A 16,468-nucleotide genomic window follows, 5' to 3' on the forward strand; every position below is an offset into this window, starting at 1 on the left:
CATGAGAAAAACCGCATTTTTTCCAATTCTGCGACTCCATATCGCTACATTACTTAGTATCAGCATCGTGCTTTCAGGATGCGCATCGCAAAAAAATTTAATGAAGGCGCTCTCTGAAAATGATGTTGAAAGCGCAAGAGAAATGGTGCAAGCGGGTATCAACCCCTTCAAACCAGACGAAAAAGGACAATCAGCCGTATCGTTGGGATTAAACGCGCCCAAAAGCAGTGAAACTTACAGTTGGGCGCAAGCTTTAGTAGAAAAGAGCACCCTCAGAGCAAAACAACTGCTAGCCCAGATTCAAGAAGGAACCATTTCGGTTCATGAATTTTCGTCTGAATTGAAAGCAGCGTCTTTTTATGTCGATGCTCCCGCGGACGACCAAAACAATAGCCTGTTGATCGCACTCTCTGGCGTCCCGGGGAAAACTGAGTACATGTCAGAGCTATTGGAGAGCCATGCAGATATCGATCTCGCCAACGATGGAGGATGGACGCCACTTATGCATGCCGTGCTGAAAGGAAACATTGCTGCAGCAGAACTCTTGATTTCATCTGGGGCCAATTTAGAAGCTAAAAGCCGAGACGGACTGACTGCACTTCACTTCACTGCGATTGATTCGAGTTACTTTAACCGAGCCAACGATACGAAACTTGCTCAATTGCTGATTAGCGCCGGCGCCAACGTGAATGCCAGGCAAAAAGACGACTCGACCCCAATTTTTGAGGCAATTGCATCTAATCGACCGGATATTCTCCAGCTTTTTCTTGAAGCAGGAGCAAACCCAGATGCATCGGATGAGGATGGCATGACAGCCCTGATGTTCGCCGTCCTAAATGGCAACACTCATGCTGTTCAAGCATTAATTTCCGCCGGAGCGTATCTTGAACGGAAGAACGATAGGGGCCAAACCGCCCTCCATATTGCTGTATTACCTGCTGATGTGGGTGACCGATCAAACGACGCCCAAATCGTTCGAATGTTGATTAGAAGTGGAGCAAACCTAAATGCCCACCAAGACAACAAGAAAACTCCTCTATTCAAATCAATCATCTATAATCGCGCCGAGGTAAGAAGCATACTGCTTGAGAGTGACGCTAACCCTGACTTAACAGATGCGAATGGGGATACACCACTTATGATGGCCGTCTTCTTGACTGGCAATATTGAGGCAGCGAAAGCACTCATCGATTCCGGCGCCGACCTCGACGCGACAAACAGCGACGGTTATGCGGCTTTGCACTATACGGCTGCCAGCACCAAAACAGGCAACAGAGTTAATGATCCACAGCTCGCAGAACTGTTAATTGATGCAGGGGCTAATCCCAATATCAAAAGCGATGAGGTTCCAACCCCGCTCTTCCTCACCTTCGTGTTCAATCGACCGGAAATCCGGAATATCCTGCTTAAAGCTGGAGCAGATCCCAACACTCCGGGACCAGAAGGATCGACCCCTCTCATGCAAGCTGTTGTAGACTGGAATGAACAAGCCGTTAATAGATTAATTGCCGCGGGCGCCAACCTAGATCTCGCTGATAAAAGCGGGATGACCCCTCTGATGCGTGCAGTCATGAGCAGTAACACCGAAGCGGTTAAAGCCTTAATCGTAGGAGGGGCAAACCTTGAAGCAACGAACGATCTTGGCCTTACTGCCCTGCACCTCACAACTATTCCCACCGATATTGGCAATAGAACCCATGACAAACAAATAGCTCGACTGTTGTTAGATGCTGGAGCGAATCCCGATGCAAGGAAAAGCAATTTTGTAACGCCTCTCTACAACACCATTGAGTTTGATCGCCCAGAAATCCGTACGATTTTGTTGGCGGCAGGCGCTAATCCAGATCTTCCTGGTGAAAAGGGGGCGACCCCATTGATGCGTGCGGTAGCCAGCAGTAGATCAGAAGCGGTCAAAGCTTTGCTTGCAGCTGGAGCGAATCTCGAAGTTAAGAATGATGAGGGCTGGACAGCCCTTCACCACGCCGCTCGAAAGAAAAATGATGGCGGAACTAAGCATAGCGCTGATGCAACCATAGTCATCCAGCTGATTCAAGCGGGTGCCAATCCCAACACCCTAAACGATCAATTGGTAACACCTCTGATGATTGCGGGCGTCAACAATAGAGAAAACATAGTTAAGCTGCTTTTGAAGCATGGTGCCCGGACTGACATCAAAAACAAATTTGGGAAAACAGCTGAAGATGAGGCAGCTCAGCGAAATCATTACCGAATCGTTGCCCTCATTCGGGAGCATATGCAGAACGTCAGGTAAGTGCCAGATCTCAGACCATCTGCTCTGGAAATTTCTCAGCGTATTCTATGCGCCGTTCTTATACACAATCTCTGGCAGGGCTAGTGAGCAGGCCCTGCGATCCTCCCGTCCACCTGTCTCTTCATGATCGTCGAAGCGTGAGCTACGTCATCACCGCGCGGCTTGTTTCCAACGAATTTTCTAAACCGCTGTGACCTGCCCCCAACTTTCCAATTCATTCCGATCTTATGCAATGTGCATCACTCGCCGAAACGGGTCGAAAAATAATAGAAAACGAAGAGCTTCGAATGTCCGCTTTTGTTTAATTAGGTGGGAGAAAAAGAGTGCCGGCCAAAATATGGCAACAGGAACACTCGCCATCACCATCCGCTCACCAGGCTTACCCACAAAATCTGTGGATAACTTTGTGAGCACAGGCTTGAAAGATACTCCCCTGCCTTCAATCCCGGGGCCTCCGGCAAAACGATGATTAATTGACCGGGTAGTCGCTTATGAAGTTTTTTCCGACACATACCCCTTCAGCCATTACTCGTCGGCAACGGCATCATACCCAGCTAATCAACGCGCCCCGGCCGGCCTCACCGCCTGAACACAGCGCCACGCGCCACCGAGGCAAAACCTTTATTCGTCAAAAACTAGCGGAGTCCGCGGTTGCTGGTACGCTTAGGACGGGTATCGTCGTGTTCGACAGTCCGAAAATACCTGATGTATCAGGAAGGTAAGAGACAAAAACAACAGAGAACACGGAGCAGGTACTATGCAGAATAAACCCTATACGTACATTTCATCCCTGACACTGGTGGTGGCGGGGGCAGCGAGCCTGCCCGCGTCTGCAGCTGTCGGGCCGGAAACCTACATCTTGCGTGAAGCCGTTACCCTGGAAAGTGTTCGTAGCCATCAGGCGGAATTCCAGGCCATCGCAGACGCCAACGGAGGCACACGGGAGGCCTCGTCACCCGGCTATCAGGCCTCGGTCGATTACGTTGCCAGTCAGATGGCCGCCGCGGGCTATGAGGTAACGATTCAGGAATTCGACTTTCCTTTCTTTGAGGAAAATATTCCTGCCACGCTGGAACAGATCGCCCCCTCACCAAAACTCTACGATTACTTTGGCGTTCCGAATGGCTTCGCCACCATGTCGTACTCTGGCAGTGGAGACGTGACGGCGATAGCGGAAGGTGTCGATCTGGTACTGCCCCCGGCACCGGACGCCAACACCTCGACCAGCGGCTGTGAAGCCGAGGATTTTGCCGGCTTCACCGCAGGCAACATTGCGGTGATACAGCGCGGTTCGTGTTCCTTTGCACAGAAGGCAACGAATGCCGAGAACGCCGGCGCGGTGGGGGTCATCATCTTTAATGAAGGCCAACCGGGCCGAACCGACAACTTCCTGGGCACCCTGGGCGGCCCGGGCTTTACCGTACCGGTTGTCGGCGCCTCCTTTGAGGTAGGCACCGAACTGGCCGCCGGAGGAGTAGCCGCCCGAATGCTGGTGGATGCAGCCTCGGAAATCCGCACCACCTCGAACGTGATTGCCGAGTCCACCGAAGGCCGCGATGACCGGGTGGTGGTGGTTGGTGCACACCTGGATTCGGTGGCCGAGGGGCCGGGGATTCAGGACAACGGCAGTGGTTCGGCGGCGATTCTTGAAACGGCCATCCAGCTTGCCAGCCTGGGCATCACACCGCGTAACAAGCTTCGCTTTGCCTGGTGGGGTGCGGAAGAAGCGGGTCTGCTGGGCGCCGAGTTCTATGTGGCGAATCTCAGTGATCGCGACATCAAGAACATTGCCCTGAACCTGAACTTCGACATGATCGGCTCACCGAACTTCGTTCGTTTCGTTTATGACGGCGATGGTTCAGACACGCCCCAGGCGGGGCCGAACGGTTCCAAGGTAATCGAAAGCGTATTCCTGAAGTACTTCTCTGAGGTGGGCCTGCCGGTGGAACCGACCGCCTTCGACGGTCGTTCCGATTACGGCCCGTTCATCGCCGTCGGCATTCCGGCCGGGGGGCTCTTCACCGGGGCCGAAGGCATCAAAACCCCGGATGAAGCGGCACTCTACGGCGGCACTGCCGGTGATCAGTACGATCCCTGCTACCACCTGGCGTGCGACACCTTCGACAACATCAGCCTGGAAGCACTGGACCAGATGTCTGACGCGGTGGCTCATGCGGTGCTGACGTTCGCCATGACCACGTCATCCGTGAACGGTACCGATAAGGGCAAAGGCCTCGGCAAGTTCAAGAATGACATGGAGTACAAAGGTAACAAACTCGTGAAGTAACAGGGTTACTAACCGTTTACAGCCCGGCTCTTCAGGCCTGAGGAGCCGGGCACTCAGCCAAAGTATTCCACCATCCATTCACACAGCTTTTTCGCACTGACCTCTGCCAACGCTATCCCCTGAAAGTTATCCCCTACTTCTTCCTCGATGGTGATGAACTGGTAGAGCAGCACTCCGGGCTGTTCGTCATGGAGAATCAGCGTGATGCGCCGGCGAGTGCGCAGGCAATCCAGGGTGATGACATCGGCAGGAATGCCAGAATCCCGCATGCCGCGGCGCACCTCCACCACGGGGTTGATGTGTTCATGCGCGGCCTGAATGTTTGCATGGGCATCGCTGACGATGTCGGACAGGGATTTGAGCGGGTCTTCAGACATATTGGACGGGCCTTATCGGAGTGATTAGGAAGCCGGGTCGATCACCCCGGACCGGGGCATCAGGCAGTTCATCATGCTGATTGAGAGATCCCGGAACACCCTGTCAGAGGCAATAATCTCGGGAAATTGGTCGTACATGGTCCGGCGACAGGGCGAGGTGCGGCTTTCACTTTGTTGCACACACCCGGCATGGGCGTCAGTTCCGGCAGCCTCTCCGGTGGTCTGCTGGCACAACGCTGGGGCCTGCTCAATCACATAGTCCACCACCACGCTGCGTTCCACGGGATTGGCCCGCAGATTCTCGAACCGGCTGGCCTCCACGGGTTCGGAGGGCGCCTGATACTGCTCCCACAGAACGTACAGCAATGCGCCAGTGACCAGAATGACGGTGACCTTGGGAAATTTCATAGAGACTCGTCCGAAGCGGTGCGATGGCCGCAGATCATATCGGTTCATGGAGCAGGACTCTACACCCGCCCGGGATAACCCCCCCCTTTGCTGACGACTCACAACCGAATCAGCTCGTCGTCGGCGTACTCCCTGTCGGCTCCCAGCACCAGTTTTGCTTCGTCGTCGCGGCGTTTGAGCAAGCCCGGCAGCCCCTGATCAACCCAAAGGCGCTTCATCGCCCGGATTGCTTCGGCCATCGCCTGGTAATCCCGGTTCTTGACCCAGTCCTGGAGCGCTTTCATTTCTCGCCGACGGGCGCCAGACATTCGGGTGCCCCGGTTATAAACCAGCGACAGCATGGCGGCCTGGGCATCCGGAAAGAGCGTTTCCACACCGGGGTAGGCCTGTGCGGTTTTTTTCGCATAGCGCGGCAAGGTGCACTGGTAAAACACCTCCTCGGCCGCATCAAGCGGGATGTCGAGACTGCCAAGGTTCCTGATGACCGACTTTGCCGAACTGCCCTTGAGCCCACACACCACCATCAGCTGTTCCAACGCGCTGTCGCTGATCAGACCCGCCCAGTCGCTGCGGATCTGATTGGCGGTGTTGTATCCGAGATCGTAGCCAATACCGATGGTGACGCCGGATTGCCCTCCCGGATAAACCGGGGAACAGAGATGACGCCGGTAGTACGCGGGGGAGCTGATCTCGTGGTCGACCAGCTTTTTCAAACCCTGTTTGGACACCACCAGTGACTCGCCGGCCGCCAGTTCCAGTCCGCTGGGCGGCCCGAACAACTGGTTTTCAATGGCCGTCAGGGTCTCGACACCAATAACGCCATCAGCGGTGATGCCCAGGTGCCTCTGAATTCGCTGAATACGCGGTTTCAGGAACGTTGTCATGGTTACCCTCCCGGTATCGCTGTGCCCTCGCCAGCCGAAAGCACACGCTAGTGGAGAGTCTAGACCGCGAAACGGGCAGCGATTGACGCAAAGCGATTCCGAGACAGCTCAGCCCCCACCCCGCTTGCGGAAATCGGGGTCGTACCCAATACTCCGGAGTGAATGCAATCCGCAGATCAGGCCGTACTGTCACTTCAGGACACACGAAGAGGTCGGTCCCCATGAAACTGCTCGCCCCAATTACCCTGGCCACCCTTGGCGTCATTCTGGCGGCAGTCACTGGTTCTCGTTCTGCCGTCGCAGAGGAAAACGACGCGTTCCCTGCCGGTGACCTTTTTCCGGACAAAATCGCGCTCCACATTGGCGCGTTTTCCGTATTTGATTCCGCAACCAGCCTCACCGCCAACGGGGTCCAGACCGGTCTGGGCACCACCATTGATTTCGAACGGGACCTCGATGGTGATACCAAGCTTACCACCCCCTTTTTCGATGCGTTTTACCGTTTCAATGATCGGCACAGAATTGAGCTGGGTGCCTTCCAGCTGGACCGCAAGGGCAACCAGTCGATTACCCGTGAAATCACCTTCCGTAATCGCACGTTCACCGCATCGGCAGAGGTAACCAGCCGCATCGAAAATACCTTCTACAAAGTTGCCTATGCCTACAGCTTTTACCACCTGGACAAAGTCGAACTGGCCATTTCTGCCGGCTTCAATGTGCTCGATTACGAAGCGGAACTCAGGGGATCAGGCGAGCGGTTTGCCGAAACGGCCTCAACGACAGCGCCTATGCCTATTTTCGGGTTCCGGATGGATTACTCCGTCACGCCCCGGCTGACCACACGGGTCAGAACCGACTCCTTCTACTTCGATTTTCAGGACGAGATTCGCGGCTCCCTTCTGGAGCTGCAAATTGGTGCGGAGTACCGCCTGCTGGATAACCTTGCCATCGGAGGGTCTCTTTCCCGCCTGGCTATTGACGTGGAGGTAAATGACGACGACCTGAACGGCACCGTGAAAGACCTCTATCGCGGGTTCCGTCTGTACGGCGCGCTCTATTTCTGACAGCTCGGATGCTCAGGGCGCGCTCAAACAGGCGGTTCACCCTGGCCAGCGCCCGGCCCCAAATCCTGGTGCTTCATCAACTCGAAGCCCCCCTGCAACAGAACAGACCTCAGCTTGGGATCTGTCTGCTGTACAACACCCACGGCAAAAGCGGTCATGGCGGACTCCATCGGGTGTTCCCGAATGATGGCGCGGACCCCGTCAACGGACAGGGCACTGCGCCCGCCCGCCGTTTTTTTCCGTTTCGACGATGATTTCGAAGACGACATTGGTGCCATCAGTGCCAGGAAGAAGAGCACCAGAACCAGCGCACAGCTTCCTCCTACAATGGCCATGGCCGGAGTGTTGCCCACCAGCGGCGTGAGCGCCTGTATCGAGGCCTGAACCAGCAGGTAGAAGGAGGTAATCAGCAGCGCGCACAGCAGAATGATCGCGACGATCAGCCCAACGATCCCCGCGATGACTTTCCGAACGGCATTTTTGACCACCACAGAGTCGATCATGTCGCTACCGGTCGAGCAGCTTGCCAACCAGCACGCCAATCAGAAACATGATGACGACGCTCAGCAGAGGGCGTTCTTCGATCTTCCGCTCGACATCATGGATGGCCTTGTCGCCGGCATTCTTGGCCCGGTCCACCGCCTCGTTGCCTTTCTGCCGAACCTGATCAAAGGCTTGCTGGCTTTCGCGCCGGATCTCATCACGAAGGCTGCTGATATTGCCTTTCTGCTCTTCCGTGAGGGCTTTCGTGAGTGTTGCCAGATCATCGCGAAGCTGTTGCAAGTCCTGTTTTACCTGGCTGTATTCGTCCTTACCGGATTTCGCTTCCATTTGCCTGCCTCCTTTGATTTGAGTTCACTGCAAATGAGGTACAGCCAAACCGGGAGCCCCGAACCACCTGCGACGCAACCGGTCACCATCATCGGGAAAGCGTAGCACAGTGGCACGAAACCGAAGGATTTGGCCCGCCTGTCAGCTCAAGCCTTTCGCAACGCCCCCCTTTAACCGATAAGCCACTAGACTCTCTAATCATACGGCCCGACAAGACGAGTGTTTTGACTGATGGAACAACACGGACCCAACAACCAGGACAGCGCCGGGAATGCAGGGCCGGGAACCCCCAACCCGCCTCTTTTGGATGCCGTCAACATTCGCAGTGTTGCGCTTCTGGTTGTCGCCAGCATGGTGTCACTGTACTTCATCGAATGGGCCAAGGCGGTTTTGCTGCCGCTGGTCGTCGCCATACTGATCAGCTTTACGCTGGACCCGCTGGTGTCCGGCCTCCGGCGGCTTAAAATTCCGCGCCCTCTTGGGGCCGCCATCATCCTGGCATTGCTGGTCAGCATTATCGGGTTCGCCAGTGTTCCCCTGAAAAACGAAGCCATCACCATGCTGGATCGTATTCCGGCGGCCTTTGACAAGTTCCAGCGCAAGCAAATGAACACCCCCGATGAAGAAAGCATTGTCGAAAAGGCCCAGAAAGTCGCCAAGGAGATTGAAGACACGGCATCGAGCGACGCAGAGGCATCGCAACGCTCCCCCACAGGCGTCACCCGGGTTCAGGAGGTGGAGAAACCCTTTGACATCCAGCAGTACGTCATCGAGAGCACGCCGGCAGCCCTGGTGCTGGTGTCGCAGCTGTTTTCAGTGCTGTTCCTGGTCTATTTCCTGCTGTCCGCCGGGTCCATCTACCAGCGCAAGATCGTCAAACTCTCCGGCCCGTCCATCGCCCGCATGCGCAAAGCCGCCAGAATCATGGCCGACGTGCACCGGCAGGTGCGCCGTTTCTTGTTTGTGACGGCGCTCAGTGGTCTGTTTGTCGGGCTCGTGACATGGCTCGCTTTTTTGGCGGTGGATCTGGATCAGGCCGCGCTCTGGGGTGTGCTGGCGGGCATCGCCAGCGCCATTCCGTATCTGGGCCCCTTTCTTGTGCTGATAGGGTCGGGGCTGGCGGCGTTTGTGCAATTCGGAGAACTGAATATGGCGATCATCGTTGGTGGGCTGTCACTCGCCATCAGCAGCGTCCAGGGTTACCTGCTGACGCCCTGGCTGACCAGTTTTATTACCAGCCTTAACGCGGTCACCATCTTCGTGGGGCTTTTGTTCTGGGGGTGGTTGTGGGGCCCGGTGGGCCTGATTGTCGCCACACCGATCCTGATGATCACCAAGTCCATCTGCGATCACGTCGCCAACTTGCGTGGCCTGGGGGAGATTCTCGGGAAGTAACGGCGCTCACACTGACAACCCGCGGAAAATGAGCTCAAATAGATTGAGACATCATCTGGACGACTCAGCGGTCTCAGCCTGTATGACCCCTAACGCAGGGACGGAATGTGAAGAAGCTAATCCTGATCAGCAGCCTCGCCCTGATACTGGCGGTTGTTTTGAGCCTGGCCGCCCGCCCCGTTCCCATTGAGCAACGTTTAGTAACGGTTCATGCCGCTGACGTGCTGGAAGACTTCCCGGAGCTGGACCGGCAGCCCATCGAGGTACAGGCATTCCTGCTGGATATTGCCAATGATCGTTTGCTGCTTCTGAAAGCGGAAGCGGCACTTCTGCGCTATCCGGACATGGCCCATCGGCTGTTGCCGATGTATGGCCCGGAACCGGAATTCCAGAACATCCTGAGGCGTTACGGCGAGCATGCCCTGCCCCCGATTCAGTACTTCGTAAATCACCCGATCCGATCGATTGAATGGATGCGGGATGCCGCCGAACAGTACGAGGCCATCAAACGCTTTATCTACGGCGAACCCTCGAGCGAAGCCCCCGAAGACCAGACGTCTGCATCCGGCGAACAGCTGACGCCAAAAGACCGTGGCTGGTACGCGATCAACTTCATCCAGAGCGAAGGCCACGACTTTCTTGGCCAGTTCAATGTCGATGCCCAGGGAGTCACGCACTGGATCGCAACCGAACGGGTGCTGGAAGGGCTGAATCAGTTTTTCACCAGCGGTATTCGTGATCTGGAAATCAAATACCGGGCGGATGAACCCATTTCTGCCGGCGACATCGGCTGGGCATCAGTGGATGTGCTGTTGTTTGCCAGTGCCACCAAGATACTCAGGCTGGGACGCACGGCAGCAGTGACCACTCGCGGGGCCAGTCGGGGCACCCGCACCGCCGCGCTCGCGGCCCGCGCCAACCAGAGCGCTCGCATGGTGCTCAGCAGCGCCCGATACGCCAAGTGGCCGGTGATCATCGGGGCCGGCTATCTGGTGATGTCCCATCCGAGCCTGATCAATGACCTGTTCGTCGAGCTGGCCGATATCTTCGGCATTCCCGCCCTGGCGGTTCAGATTCTGGGGTGGTTTCTGTTGCTGTTACCCGCGCTCTATCTGGCCCGCTGGCTGCTCTGGCTGATCGCCCCCCTGCTTTCTGCCGCGCTCAGGGTGGTCCAGTATTGGATCGGGGTACTCAGTGGAAGGGAAAGCCGCCAAACTGCGGCTGAACCCAAAGACTAAACGACGATCCGTGTCGCGCATCACTCAAATACTTCATGCAACGTCAAAGCCGAGAAATCCGGTTCTACCCCCAGCCCCGGCCGGTCACTGAGGATCATACGGCCGTCGGAAACCTGAGGCCCGCCGCTCGCCAACTGCGACGTGTTGTAGTTGTGCAGATCCGTGGTATTCAGCAGCGCCCGGGCAGGCGTACTGGCGGCCAGATGGGCATAGGCCGCCGTCGCGATGCCGCTGCCCCAGGCATCCTCGATGGTCATGGGGATGCCTGCGTCCACGCATACGTCCCGAATAACCCGGGAGCGCGTCAGTCCACCAAACTTGCTGACTTTCAGAGCCATGGCATCCATGGCGTCATCGCGCAAAGCCCGCTGCACATCCGCCAGTGAGTTCAGGCTCTCGTCCAACTTGACCGGGTGGCGGGCACGCCGGCGAACCGACAGGCATTCCTCGTATCCCGCGCACGGTTGTTCCAGGAGGATATCGATATCTTCCAACGCCGTTGAGAACCGCAGAGCCTGATCCCGACGCCATGCCGCGTTTATGTCACCGATCCAGAGCTCATCCGGCTGCTTCAGGCGGCCCAGGGTCCGGATCAGCTCAATATCCGCCTCGACCTCGTGGCCCAGCTTGATCTGGATATGACGGAATCCCTCTGAACGATATTGGCGCAATGAGGCCTCCATTTCTCTGGGATCCGCAAGCGGCACAATCCGGTGCAGCGGCATGGCTGGGCTCAGCAGCCCGCCCAGCAGCGTGTATACCGGCAGCCCGGCGGCCTTACCCAGCAGATCCCAGCAGGCGATATCAATCGCTGCCTTGGCAACTGAGTGGCCTGTCAGCGCCTGATCCATGTGGGCGTTGATGCTGGCCACCTGCCGTGGATCTTCGCCGATCACAGCGGGGGCCAAAACCTCAAGGCAGGAGGGCAGGCCCTGCGAAAACGCCGCCATGTAATTCGGCCCACAGGGGCACACCTCCCCATACCCCGTCAGCCCGATATCGGTGGTCAGCGCCACCACCGTGCTGGTGAAGACGGTATGAGATCGGCCGCCAGCAAACGCGTAAGCCTTGCCGGCGTATTCCAGCTCCGCTGTGTATACCGCCATGGACTCGATTCGCATCGGAGCGCCTCCCGCACTGAGTATGTAGGGCCTTTACTAAGCGTAGACGCGTTCGCGACTGCGGGCCTTTCCCGATGCATGCACCAGCAACTAAGCTGAAGACACTGGCCCGAGCATGCATACCGTTCATGCAAGGAGATAAGCGTGACCCGCAGACCACCACCCGCCCGGCTCGGATTTCTCTATCCCGGCTACGCCGCCGAGGATGACTACCCGCGCATGGGGGCCATGTTGGATCCGCCGGCCGAGATCCACCTGATCCATACTGAGTTCATGGAAGATGCGCACAGCGTCGGGGCGCTGAGCGAAATGGGTAGTGTCGAGCGCCTGTTACAGGGGGCGGCATTTCTGGAAGGCTCGCGCATTGAATCGGTGATGTGGTCGTCCACCAGCGCAAGCTTCGTTCTGGGCCTGGATGGTATCCGCCAGCAGATCGACGCACTGGAAAAACGACTCGGGGTGCCGGCATCGACAACCGCCATGGCGTTTGCCCGGGCGGTCAAAGCCGTTGATGCCAGGCGCGTCGCCATCGCTGCCACCTACCCGGAAGACGTGGCGCTTTTGTTTAGACAGTTCCTCGGCCATTTCGAGATCGACGTGGTGCACCACTCGAGTCGGGGCATCGTGACCGCCGCTGAAGTGGGAACGCTGGAAAAAGAAGATGTCATCGATTTCGCGCGTCAAAACACGCCGCAAAATGTCGATGCCCTGCTCATCCCGGACACCGCTCTGCATTCCGCCGCCTGGCTGACCGAACTGGAAAAGGCCACCGGCACTATCGTGCTCACCGCCAATCAGGTCAGCTTCTGGGAGGCCCTGAGGCTATGCGGGAAACTGACACCGCAACCAAGCTTGGGTACATTGTTTGAAGAGATACCCTAGCTCTACAGCATCGACAGCAGATAAAAAGGGACCTTTACAATGATTGGCAAAGGACGCGGCGGCATGCCCCGCAGATATATCCGAACCATCCAACTCACGTTGATCGCGGGACTTGCACTAGGCAGCTTGTTACCTGGGCTCTCGATGGCGGCCACACCCTGTCTGAATGCACCGGCTCTTGCGAGCCCAACCGGCGACGTTGTCTCCATCCGCACCGTCAGCGAGCTTCAGTCGGCCATCGGCAACCTGTCCGGAGGGCAGACCCTGCTCATCGAACCGGGGGTCTACAACGTTCCCTCAACGCTGTTCGTGCGCAAGGACAATGTCACGATACGCGGCAACTCTGACCGTTGTGATGACGTTCGACTGGTGTTTCCGGGCATGGAAAACCGCCTCCAGAGGGGGCATGGCTTTTGGTCAGACGCCACCGGCTTTCGTGTACAGAACCTGAGCATTGAAGAGGTCTACTACCACGGCATCATCTTGAACCCGGGCGCCGAAGCGCCTGAGATCTATAACGTCCGCATCTTCAACAGCGGCCAGCAGTTTGTGAAGGCGAACCCCTACTCGTTCGGTGACGGCGTGGACAACGGCAAGGTCGAATACGCCATTTTCGAGTATGAATCCGGACCGCCCACCACGGACCATGACGGCGGTACCGGTTACACCAACGGGGTGGACGTTCACGCCGGTCGGAACTGGGTCATCCGCAACAGTTACTTTGTGAACTTTCATACCCCGGACTCGGCCGATCACCTCTGGAACCCCGCCATCCTGATGTGGAATGGTGCAGCCGACACAATTGTTGAGAACAATGTCTTTCACAATGTTGACCGGGCCATCGCTTTTGGATTGAGCGACAGGGGCAACGATCATTCAGGTGGAATCATCCGCAACAACATGATCACCTACGATCGCGGGCTTTACAGCAATGCACGCAAGTCCGGATCGGACGGAGCCATCATTGTCTGGGGCTCACCGAATACCAAGGTCTTGCACAACACCATTCTTACCAACGGCAACCTGAACCTTGCGATTGAGTTTCGCTTCAACACAGCAGGATCCGAGTCCCGAAACAACCTGACGGATGCCGGAACCGGTACCAGGAATGGTGGCACTTACGCTCGATCCGGAAACTATGCCAATGCCACACCGGACTTGTTTGTGGCTCCCGACAATGCCGATTTGCACGTTAAGGACGGTGGTCAGTTCTTCCAGGACCGTTTAACGGTGAGTCCCGATGCACCCCTCGATGTCGACGGACAGATCCGGACGGATGGCTTGGCGGACGCCGGAGCCGATGAGTGGCCGGGCTTCAAACCTGCGGCGCCCGGAAACTTCATGGTTCAATAAGCCAGAATCCCAGAGGCATCATGGAATTCACCTTTTTAGGCACATCCGCCGGTACACCAACACGGTTCCGCAACGTAACAGGGCTGGCACTCTGCCTGCACGGGCCAAAGCCCTGGTATCTGGTGGACTGCGGCGAAGGTACCCAGCACCAGTTGCTTCGCACCCGCTACTCGGTAATGCAACTACGGGCGATTTTCATCACCCACATCCACGGTGACCATACCTTCGGCCTGCCGGGGTTGCTTACCAGCGCTTCCATGCTGGGCCGAACGGAACCACTGGATATCATTGCCCCCATTCAGGTTGAGCGTCTTGTCCACGAGGTAATCAACAACAGCGACTCCAGCCTCAGTTATCCACTGAATTTCATCAATTCCGAGGCAGCGGATTTTCGTTGGCGGGATGACCATTTCGAGGTCACCAATGTGGCGTTGTCGCATCGTGTACCCTGCCGGGCCTACACATTCACCGAACAAAACCTGGAACGGCAACTTCTGCAGGCAAAACTGAGACAAGACGGCATCGAACCCGGGCCTGGCTGGGGCGAACTGCAAAAAGGCAGAGACGTGTTATCTGAGGATGGGCACCTACTCAGAAGCGACGAATACACTCACATCCCCCGCCCTGCACGCCGCATGATTGTGGCCGGTGATAACGATGCGCCTGAACTGCTGGCAGACGCTGCCAGAAACAGCGACGTACTGATCCACGAATCCACCTACACGCAAGAGGTTGCCGACCGGGTCGGCCCCTGGCCGCAACACAGCTCAGCCGAGCAGGTGGCTCGCTTTGCGCAGCAGGTACAACTGCCCAGCCTGGTTCTTACCCACTTCAGCTCCCGTTACCAGTCCGGACCGGTCGGCACGCCCCACATCAATCAAGTGGCCGCCGAAGCGATGCAGCATTATCACGGGCAACTGTTTCTTGCGCAGGACTTTGAAACATACAGACTGGAAAAAGACCGGACGCTTACACGCCTGAGTAGCAACAACGACTGACGTCCCCGGCACCTGAACACTCCCTTGGTGAACACCGCCCAGGCGGAAATCCGGTAACGGGACGATAGCCCCCGGGCAGCCAAAAGGGCATCAACCTCCATAGGTTCTTGTCCTTATCAAGAAGATCTGGTCAATTAATAAACAATCCCGTAAAGTGGCGGCCGTTGGAAAGAGTTAGCAAAGCAGTTCACGAATAAGACGTTTCTGAAGTAGTTGTAGCCGTCCTGTTTTTGATTCCGCCTGTTATTAGTTCCCGCACGACCCCGGGTGAGCCGTCGCAAAAGACGGGCGCCCACAACAATTTATTGATCACAGGATATTTACCTATGTCTACTACTACTGGAACCGTTAAGTTCTTCAACGAATCTAAAGGCTTTGGCTTCATCACTCGTGAAGGTGGCCCGGACGTATTCGTTCACTACAGCGCCATTCAGGGCGGCGGATTCAAGACCCTGGCCGATGGCCAGCAAGTTGAGTTCACCGTGACTCAGGGCCAGAAAGGTCCTCAGGCGGAGAACGTTGTCGCGCTGTAAGCCAGACGACAAACGTTTCGCAAAAAGGCAGCTCCGGCTGCCTTTTTTTGTTGCCAGCCACGCTTGCCAGATCTGGCCGAGGAGACCGAGTTTGTTGCACGCCTGCGAGGAACAACTCGCCAAATAACTCCGCCGCATAGGTTGTTTTCCTTACGAAAAAAGCTGGCCATTCCATCATCACGGGCGTAAAGTGGTCGACGTAGGAAAGAGTTAGCAAAGCAGTTCACGAATAAGACGTTTCTAAAGTAGTTGTAGCCGTCCTGTTTTTGATCCCGCCTGTTATTAGTTTCCGCATTCCGTTGGATTGTCCGTCACATCGACGGCGACCAGCTCATTATTTGATTGATCACAGGATATTTATTATGTCTACAGTTACCGGCACCGTTAAGTTCTTCAACGAAGACAAAGGCTTTGGTTTCATCACTCGCGAAGGCGGCCCGGACGTTTTCGTTCACTACAGCGCCATTCAGGGCGGTGGATTCAAGACCCTGGCCGAAGGCCAGCAGGTAGAGTTCACCGTAACTCAGGGCCAGAAGGGTCCTCAGGCGGAGAACGTTGTCGCTCTGTAAACCAGACGACAAACGTTTCGCAAAAAGGCAGCTTCGGCTGCCTTTTTTTGTACCCGGATGACAAGGCCCGCTCAGGAGGCCGAACTGAGGCAGCTGAACGAGCAACCCTGCCTCAATTCGGCGAAAATTCGGATAATGATATGCGCCCGACTGAAAAGCTTGGCTTTTTCCGGAAAATGGGCGTAAAGTGAAAGGCGTTGGAAGGAGTTGGTCAAACAACTCACGAACAAGGCGTTTCTGAAGTAGATGTACCTTC

At 56.4% G+C, this 16,468-nt stretch carries 16 protein-coding genes; 10 read left to right on the forward strand and 6 right to left on the reverse strand.

The genetic code is table 11. The annotated features are described in order from the left end of the window. Position 1 precedes the first annotated feature (1 nt). Positions 2-2,272, forward strand: coding sequence for an ankyrin repeat domain-containing protein (locus LPB19_RS16630; RefSeq protein ID WP_206643991.1), 2,271 nt, complete (start codon positions 2-4; stop codon positions 2,270-2,272). Between the two features lie 757 nt (positions 2,273-3,029). After that, entirely contained in the window at positions 3,030-4,559 is a 1,530-nt protein-coding gene (locus LPB19_RS17185; RefSeq protein WP_206643992.1) for a M28 family metallopeptidase, read from the forward strand. A gap of 53 nt (positions 4,560-4,612) precedes the next feature. Here LPB19_RS17185 and LPB19_RS16640 read toward each other — a convergent pair whose 3' ends face one another. From LPB19_RS16640 to LPB19_RS16650, 3 genes are all read right to left on the reverse strand, one after another. Beyond that, complete coding sequence (locus LPB19_RS16640) at positions 4,613-4,936, reverse strand: hypothetical protein (protein ID WP_206643993.1); 324 nt, start codon at positions 4,934-4,936, stop codon at positions 4,613-4,615. Positions 4,937-4,960: 24 nt separating this feature from the next. Next, on the reverse strand, positions 4,961-5,344 hold the full coding sequence (locus LPB19_RS16645; protein WP_206643994.1) for a hypothetical protein: 384 nt from the start codon (positions 5,342-5,344) through the stop codon (positions 4,961-4,963). Positions 5,345-5,442: 98 nt separating this feature from the next. Continuing rightward, positions 5,443-6,228, reverse strand: a complete 786-nt coding sequence (locus LPB19_RS16650) for a lysozyme family protein (protein WP_206643995.1) — start codon at positions 6,226-6,228, stop codon at positions 5,443-5,445. A 221-nt stretch (positions 6,229-6,449) separates the two neighbouring features. Between LPB19_RS16650 and LPB19_RS16655 the strand changes: the two genes are divergently transcribed. Next, positions 6,450-7,292 carry an outer membrane beta-barrel protein gene (locus LPB19_RS16655; RefSeq protein WP_206643996.1) on the forward strand — a complete coding sequence of 281 codons (843 nt, stop codon included), beginning with the start codon at positions 6,450-6,452 and terminating at the stop codon, positions 7,290-7,292. Positions 7,293-7,315: 23 nt separating this feature from the next. Here LPB19_RS16655 and LPB19_RS16660 read toward each other — a convergent pair whose 3' ends face one another. Both LPB19_RS16660 and LPB19_RS16665 read right to left on the reverse strand, forming a co-directional pair. Continuing rightward, a complete protein-coding gene (locus LPB19_RS16660) occupies positions 7,316-7,795 on the reverse strand; it encodes a hypothetical protein (RefSeq protein WP_206643997.1) in 480 nt (159 codons plus the stop codon). Between the two features lie 4 nt (positions 7,796-7,799). Beyond that, a complete protein-coding gene (locus LPB19_RS16665; RefSeq protein ID WP_206643998.1) occupies positions 7,800-8,123 on the reverse strand; it encodes a DUF883 family protein in 324 nt (107 codons plus the stop codon). A gap of 231 nt (positions 8,124-8,354) precedes the next feature. On the opposite strand from LPB19_RS16665, the gene LPB19_RS16670 reads away from it, so the two are divergent. Together LPB19_RS16670 and LPB19_RS16675 are read left to right on the forward strand one after the other, a co-directional pair. Continuing rightward, positions 8,355-9,518 carry an AI-2E family transporter gene (locus LPB19_RS16670; protein WP_206643999.1) on the forward strand — a complete coding sequence of 388 codons (1,164 nt, stop codon included), beginning with the start codon at positions 8,355-8,357 and terminating at the stop codon, positions 9,516-9,518. A 107-nt stretch (positions 9,519-9,625) separates the two neighbouring features. After that, positions 9,626-10,756: a hypothetical protein gene (locus LPB19_RS16675; protein WP_206644000.1), complete on the forward strand. Its 1,131-nt coding sequence runs from the start codon at positions 9,626-9,628 to the stop codon at positions 10,754-10,756. Positions 10,757-10,776: 20 nt separating this feature from the next. Here LPB19_RS16675 and LPB19_RS16680 read toward each other — a convergent pair whose 3' ends face one another. Beyond that, a complete protein-coding gene (locus LPB19_RS16680; protein WP_206644001.1) occupies positions 10,777-11,877 on the reverse strand; it encodes a mandelate racemase/muconate lactonizing enzyme family protein in 1,101 nt (366 codons plus the stop codon). 144 nt (positions 11,878-12,021) lie between these two features. On the opposite strand from LPB19_RS16680, the gene LPB19_RS16685 reads away from it, so the two are divergent. From LPB19_RS16685 to LPB19_RS16705, 5 genes are all read left to right on the forward strand, one after another. Further along, positions 12,022-12,759 carry a maleate cis-trans isomerase family protein gene (locus LPB19_RS16685; RefSeq protein WP_206644002.1) on the forward strand — a complete coding sequence of 246 codons (738 nt, stop codon included), beginning with the start codon at positions 12,022-12,024 and terminating at the stop codon, positions 12,757-12,759. A gap of 144 nt (positions 12,760-12,903) precedes the next feature. Then, complete coding sequence (locus LPB19_RS16690) at positions 12,904-14,112, forward strand: right-handed parallel beta-helix repeat-containing protein (protein WP_206644003.1); 1,209 nt, start codon at positions 12,904-12,906, stop codon at positions 14,110-14,112. Positions 14,113-14,132: 20 nt separating this feature from the next. After that, on the forward strand, positions 14,133-15,110 hold the full coding sequence (locus tag LPB19_RS16695) for a ribonuclease Z (RefSeq protein ID WP_206644004.1): 978 nt from the start codon (positions 14,133-14,135) through the stop codon (positions 15,108-15,110). A 326-nt stretch (positions 15,111-15,436) separates the two neighbouring features. Next, entirely contained in the window at positions 15,437-15,643 is a 207-nt protein-coding gene (locus LPB19_RS16700) for a cold-shock protein (RefSeq protein ID WP_206644005.1), read from the forward strand. A 362-nt stretch (positions 15,644-16,005) separates the two neighbouring features. Next, entirely contained in the window at positions 16,006-16,212 is a 207-nt protein-coding gene (locus tag LPB19_RS16705) for a cold-shock protein (RefSeq protein ID WP_206644006.1), read from the forward strand. The last annotated feature ends 256 nt before the right edge of the window (positions 16,213-16,468 follow it).

Source organism: Marinobacter salinisoli (genome assembly GCF_017301335.1).
In the GTDB taxonomy this organism is placed as follows: Bacteria; Pseudomonadota; Gammaproteobacteria; order Pseudomonadales; family Oleiphilaceae; genus Marinobacter; species Marinobacter salinisoli.

Coding starts and splice junctions, on each gene's coding strand:
- LPB19_RS16630 (WP_206643991.1), top strand. CDS start 2: ATGAGAAAAACCGCATTTTTTCCAATTCTGCGACTCCATATCGCTACA.
- LPB19_RS17185 (WP_206643992.1), top strand. CDS start 3,030: ATGCAGAATAAACCCTATACGTACATTTCATCCCTGACACTGGTGGTG.
- LPB19_RS16640 (WP_206643993.1), bottom strand. CDS start 4,936: ATGTCTGAAGACCCGCTCAAATCCCTGTCCGACATCGTCAGCGATGCC.
- LPB19_RS16645 (WP_206643994.1), bottom strand. CDS start 5,344: ATGAAATTTCCCAAGGTCACCGTCATTCTGGTCACTGGCGCATTGCTG.
- LPB19_RS16650 (WP_206643995.1), bottom strand. CDS start 6,228: ATGACAACGTTCCTGAAACCGCGTATTCAGCGAATTCAGAGGCACCTG.
- LPB19_RS16655 (WP_206643996.1), top strand. CDS start 6,450: ATGAAACTGCTCGCCCCAATTACCCTGGCCACCCTTGGCGTCATTCTG.
- LPB19_RS16660 (WP_206643997.1), bottom strand. CDS start 7,795: ATGATCGACTCTGTGGTGGTCAAAAATGCCGTTCGGAAAGTCATCGCG.
- LPB19_RS16665 (WP_206643998.1), bottom strand. CDS start 8,123: ATGGAAGCGAAATCCGGTAAGGACGAATACAGCCAGGTAAAACAGGAC.
- LPB19_RS16670 (WP_206643999.1), top strand. CDS start 8,355: ATGGAACAACACGGACCCAACAACCAGGACAGCGCCGGGAATGCAGGG.
- LPB19_RS16680 (WP_206644001.1), bottom strand. CDS start 11,877: ATGCGAATCGAGTCCATGGCGGTATACACAGCGGAGCTGGAATACGCC.
- LPB19_RS16690 (WP_206644003.1), top strand. CDS start 12,904: ATGGCGGCCACACCCTGTCTGAATGCACCGGCTCTTGCGAGCCCAACC.
- LPB19_RS16695 (WP_206644004.1), top strand. CDS start 14,133: ATGGAATTCACCTTTTTAGGCACATCCGCCGGTACACCAACACGGTTC.
- LPB19_RS16700 (WP_206644005.1), top strand. CDS start 15,437: ATGTCTACTACTACTGGAACCGTTAAGTTCTTCAACGAATCTAAAGGC.
- LPB19_RS16705 (WP_206644006.1), top strand. CDS start 16,006: ATGTCTACAGTTACCGGCACCGTTAAGTTCTTCAACGAAGACAAAGGC.